Source organism: Dietzia cercidiphylli, assembly GCF_014145145.1.
Lineage (GTDB): Bacteria > Actinomycetota > Actinomycetes > Mycobacteriales > Mycobacteriaceae > Dietzia > Dietzia natronolimnaea.
The window spans coordinates 1-4465 of sequence record NZ_JAALEA010000550.1 but is presented as its reverse complement, the minus strand read 5'-3'; the positions used below and the strand labels follow the sequence as shown (position 1 = coordinate 4465).

The window sequence follows — 4465 nt, the reverse complement described above, 5'->3', positions numbered from 1 at the left end:
CGCCCAGGCCCCGGGCAGTTCGGCGGCCGTCATCGCGGACCTCCCCCTGCGGCGACGGCGGAGAGGTCGGCGGAGAGGTCGGCGGAGAGGTCGGCGCCCCGGACTCCGCGCGCCGGGTCGAAGACCGCGATCTCCGCGAGCGCGCCGACGACGGTGGCCACGTGATCGGCCACCAGTCGTGCACCGGTGTCGGGGTCGGCGCCGGTGGGGTCGCCGATCACCCCGGTGTCGGACAGGTCATCGGCCAGCCAGCCGAACTTCACGGGGCCGGTGAACCCGATGTGCTGACACCCGGCCACTCCGGTGGGGATCCTGGCCTCGGCCACGGACATGTCGACGAGGTCCGTGCGCAGGTGGAGCATCATCGACGTCTCGGCCCACCCGGCGTGGATCCCCATGCCGAGTTCGGTGGGGCCGGGGTTGGCCCGACCGGCGTACAGGAAGGTCCGCAGGCCGCTGCGCCGGCGCAGTTCCCGCAGCGCCACCTCCAGCAGGGCGGAGTTGCCGCCGTGGCAGTTGACAAAGAGCACGCGGCCGAACCCGCTGGCGCTCAGTGCGGATCCGAGCTCACGGACCTGGGACAGCAGGGTGTCCGCGGTGATCCACATCGCCCCGGGGAACGAGGAGTGCTCGTCGCTCTTGGTGTATCCGAGGGCGGGCATGAGCCAGGCGTCGACCTCGCCCCCCGCCCCTTCCCCGGCTGCGGCGGCGGCCACCGCCCGGGCCGCCACCTCCTCGGCCACGATCAGGTCGGTGGCCAGGGGAAGGTGGGGGCCGTGGGGTTCGATCGCACCGGCGGGGATGACGGCGACGGGATCGCCCCGGCCCACCCGCGCGGCCTCGACGGTGCTCAGGTCCGCATAGCGCCGGGCGGGCCCGATCATTCCTCCCACCGCCCGGGATTGAGCAGGCCGTGGGGGTCGGTCCGGGCCGCCAACGCCCGCACCTCCTCGGTTCCGTGGTCCACCCGGTACTGGTGCGGGGAGTGCACCCTCACGCCCAGCTCCTCCAGGACGGGCACTCCCGCGTAGGCGGCCTCCGGGTCGGTGTAGTGACCGTTGAGCATGCCGAACATTCGGCCGTGGCCGGCCTCGAGGTGCAGGGTTCCGCCCGGATAGACGGCCTCGACCTCGTCCAACCGCTCCACCAGCGCGTCACCCTGGCATTCCATGTGGAACCACGTGTCCGGCTCCGCTTTCTGCAACCAGTGGGTGGGGTGATTGTAGGACAGGGTCGAGACCTTGATGGACTCGTTGACCCCCTTGCGCACCGCTTCCACCACTCCCCCGGCACCGGTGACCAGGGCGCTCACCTCGTCCACGACGGAGGCCTCGACGATCGCGCGCAGACTCGCGCGGCCGGGCGGGATGGCCTCGTCGGGCGGTAGGCACCCGGCCACGTGGGCGCCATCGGCCGAGCAGAGCCGCGGCGCAGGGTCGAGACGGTGGATGCGCGGGACCACGGAGAAGGCGTCGTGGTGATCGTCGAAGCTGGCGTAGAGGCAGCGCCAGTCCTGCAGGGGTTCGATCCTCACGGTGGCGCGGACGATGATCCCCGCGACCCCGTAGGTGTGCACGAACGGCTGGGCGTCCTCCCCGGTCAGGTGCACGATCTCGGCGTCGGGGTGGGCGTAGACCACGTCGAGCGCCTCGACGAACCCCTCGTGGTTGCGGCCGTGCACGATCGTTCCGGTCCCTGCGGACCCCCCGGCCAGGAAGCCCCCCAGCGTGGACTGCACGGTCGAGGGATACATCCACAGCTGGGAGTCGTCGCGTGCGAGCCGCTTCTCCAGGCTCATCATGCGGACGCCTGCCTCGGCGGTGACCGTCCCGGCCTCCGGGTCCACGTCGTCGATGCCCCTCAGGGCGGTCAGGTCCAGCACGAGACCACCGTGCAGCGGCACCACCTGCCCGTAGTTGCCGGTGCCCTTTCCGCGTGAGGTGATGGGGACCCCGCGGCGGACCGCCGCGCGGACGATCGGCGGGACCTGCTCGACACTCGTGGGCCGAACCACCACCTCGGGGCGGCCGATCGGCCACTGCGCACGCAGGATCGGGCTGAGATACGAGCCGTCCTGTGAGGCCTTGTCGAGGCTGCGGTCGTCGGTGAGGACGAGCTCCGGGCCGAGCAGGTCACTCAGATCCTCGACGAGTCCGGCCACGTCCGGGGCCGTGGGAGCCGTCGGCGACGCCGTCTGGGTCTCGCTCACTGGGGTGCCTTCCTGAATCGGGTGGTCACTGGGGGGATCAGTTCATCCCGATGGCCGGATCGATGAACCGGTTGGTCGCGATGGTCTCCGGTGCAACGTCCTCGGCGATCGCGACGTCGGCGGCCTCGTAGATGCCCGTGACCATCCCGACGATGTCGGCCAGTCGTTCCTCGTCGAAGTTGCCGACCGTCGAGTCGGGACCGTTGCCGACGATCTCCCGGTCGAGCATGGCCTCGACGGCGAAGTCGGCCAGCTCGGAGCTGTAGACCCAGCCGGTGTTGAACTGCTCGACGGCGTCGACGATCACCGCGTTGGTGCGATCCGGGTCCGCGAAGTACTCGACCTCGGCCTGCTGCAGGACCGGAACGAGCATCTCCAGGCACGCGGAGTTGTCCTCGAGCTCGGCCGAGCGCACCGCCATCATGGACTTGTAGATCGGGTACCCGGTGTCGTGGAGCAGCTCGTAGGCCACGGGCTTACCCCACTCGGCGACCTCGTTCTCGTAGATGAACGGCTCGGCGCTGGCGTAACCCTGTTGCGCGACCGACCCGCCGGCCGCCACGAAGTTGGACGGCGACCCGTCGTAGCTGCCGTCGACCTGCTCGGGGTCCAGGATGCCCTCACCGGTGAGGTAGTCCATGTACGCGTTGCCCTCGAAGTACAGGACTCGGGTCCCCTCGTCCTTGAGGTCGGCGATCCGCGCCACGTCGGGGTAGGTCTCCGGGTCCCACATGATCATCTGCGGGTTGATGTCCAGCGGCGCGAACACCCCGATCGTCGGATTGTTGAGCGAGTTCTGCACGGCCTGGTCGGAGTCCACGTAGCCGAGCATGATGTCGGTGTCCTGGTACATCTGCGCGGTGACCTGCTGGAAACCGATTGCCGGGCCACCGGTGCGGATCTCCACGTCCACCCCGGTGTACTCCCCCGAGGCGAACAGCGGGCCCGAGACGGCCTTGGCGCCCGCGTCGATAGTGGGTTCCGGGCCCAGCAGCTCGTAGAGGTGTCCGTGCTCGGCCTCCGGGTTCCAGTCGGTCTGGACGACCACGGTGGCGGGGCAGCTCTCGCTGAGGTCGACGGCCCCGATCTCACCGCTGTATCCGGACGCCGCCTCGGCGGACTCGGAATCGGAACCACCACAGGCGGTCAGTGTGGCGGCTCCGAGGGTGCACAGGGCGGCCACGGAGAGCACGGTCCTGGTGGTGTGGGTGCGGCGCATCTGGGTCTCCTCCCGGGGGCCGGATCAGGCCTCCCGTATTGACGTGATCAATATCTATAGTGAAGCGGTGCTACGTTTCGGTTGTGTTGCCGGTCGGGCAGATGTGGGTTACGGCCGGGGCGAGACTCTCGCCATCACCGCTGGTCGTCGGCGTTGTACCACCGCCCCACCACCTTGCGGGAGAGTAACCCGAAGGCCAGGAACACGGCCACACCGAGCAGCGAGGCGAGCAGGATGGAGGCGAACAGTTCCGGCGACTGCAGCCGCGCCCGATAGGTGTCGATGAGGATGCCGATCCCCGGGTCCCCCTGCTTGAAGAAGAAGTCGCCGACGATCGCCCCGACCACGGAGAGCCCTGCGGCCACCCGCAGGCCCTCGAACAGCGCGGGCAGCGCCGCCGGTGCCTCGAGTTTGCGAAGCACGGTCAGTCGGCCGGCGTGGTGAAGCCGGAAGAGCCTCCGCAGACCCGGGTCCACGGACTTGAGGCCGAACAGGGTGTTCGACACGATCGGGAACAATGCGATCAGCACGCAGACGAACACCCGCGCGGTGAACCCGAAACCGAACCAGAAGCCGATCAGCGGCACCAGCGCGAGGATCGGGATGCACTGCAGCACCACGGCGTACGGGAACAGCGAGCGCTCCGCCCACGTCTCCTGACTCATCAGGATCGCCCACACCACCCCGATCACGAACGCGATCGCCAGGCCGGTCAGGGCGACGACCGTCGTGCGACCCAACGCCTCGAGCATGGCCGGAAAATTGGGCCCGAGGAACCCGTCGGTGATCACGACGTGCGGCGGGGGCAGCAGGAAACGGCGGGCGGGTTCGAGCACGACGTAGCTGACGAAGTACCAGAGGGCCAGGCAGGCGGCCAGGACGACCAGCGGGCCGCCGATCCGCACGAGCGCCCCGTCCGCGGAGATCCGGCGCCGCCGCCCGGTCTCCGCCGAGGTGGGCGCGGTTACCGTGGTCGCCCCGCCCGGGGCCGGGGTGTCGGACCCGGGGTCCGCGTCGGGCTCGGCCGAGGTGCTGCC

At 69.9% G+C, this 4465-nt stretch carries 4 protein-coding genes; all 4 read right to left on the bottom strand.

The features are described 5' to 3' along the window. Window positions 1-29: 29 nt before the first annotated feature. Window positions 30-884, bottom strand: coding sequence for a creatininase family protein (locus G6028_RS17330; protein ID WP_241730863.1), 855 nt, complete (start codon window positions 882-884; stop codon window positions 30-32). Then, window positions 881-2209, bottom strand: coding sequence for an FAD-binding oxidoreductase (locus G6028_RS17325; RefSeq protein WP_182610658.1), 1329 nt, complete (start codon window positions 2207-2209; stop codon window positions 881-883). Before G6028_RS17325 ends, G6028_RS17330 begins: the two co-directional genes overlap by 4 nt. 37 nt (window positions 2210-2246) lie before the next feature. Beyond that, window positions 2247-3428 carry an ABC transporter substrate-binding protein gene (locus G6028_RS17320; RefSeq protein WP_182610657.1) on the bottom strand — a complete coding sequence of 394 codons (1182 nt, stop codon included), beginning with the start codon at window positions 3426-3428 and terminating at the stop codon, window positions 2247-2249. A gap of 134 nt (window positions 3429-3562) precedes the next feature. Next, a partial coding sequence (locus tag G6028_RS17315) for an ABC transporter permease (RefSeq protein ID WP_241730862.1) occupies window positions 3563-4465 on the bottom strand: 903 nt, incomplete at its 5' end.

Excerpts from the sequence above, each read along its gene's own strand:
- G6028_RS17330 (WP_241730863.1), bottom strand. The coding sequence starts at position 884 with ATGATCGGGCCCGCCCGGCGCTATGCGGACCTGAGCACCGTCGAGGCC.
- G6028_RS17320 (WP_182610657.1), bottom strand. The coding sequence starts at position 3,428 with ATGCGCCGCACCCACACCACCAGGACCGTGCTCTCCGTGGCCGCCCTG.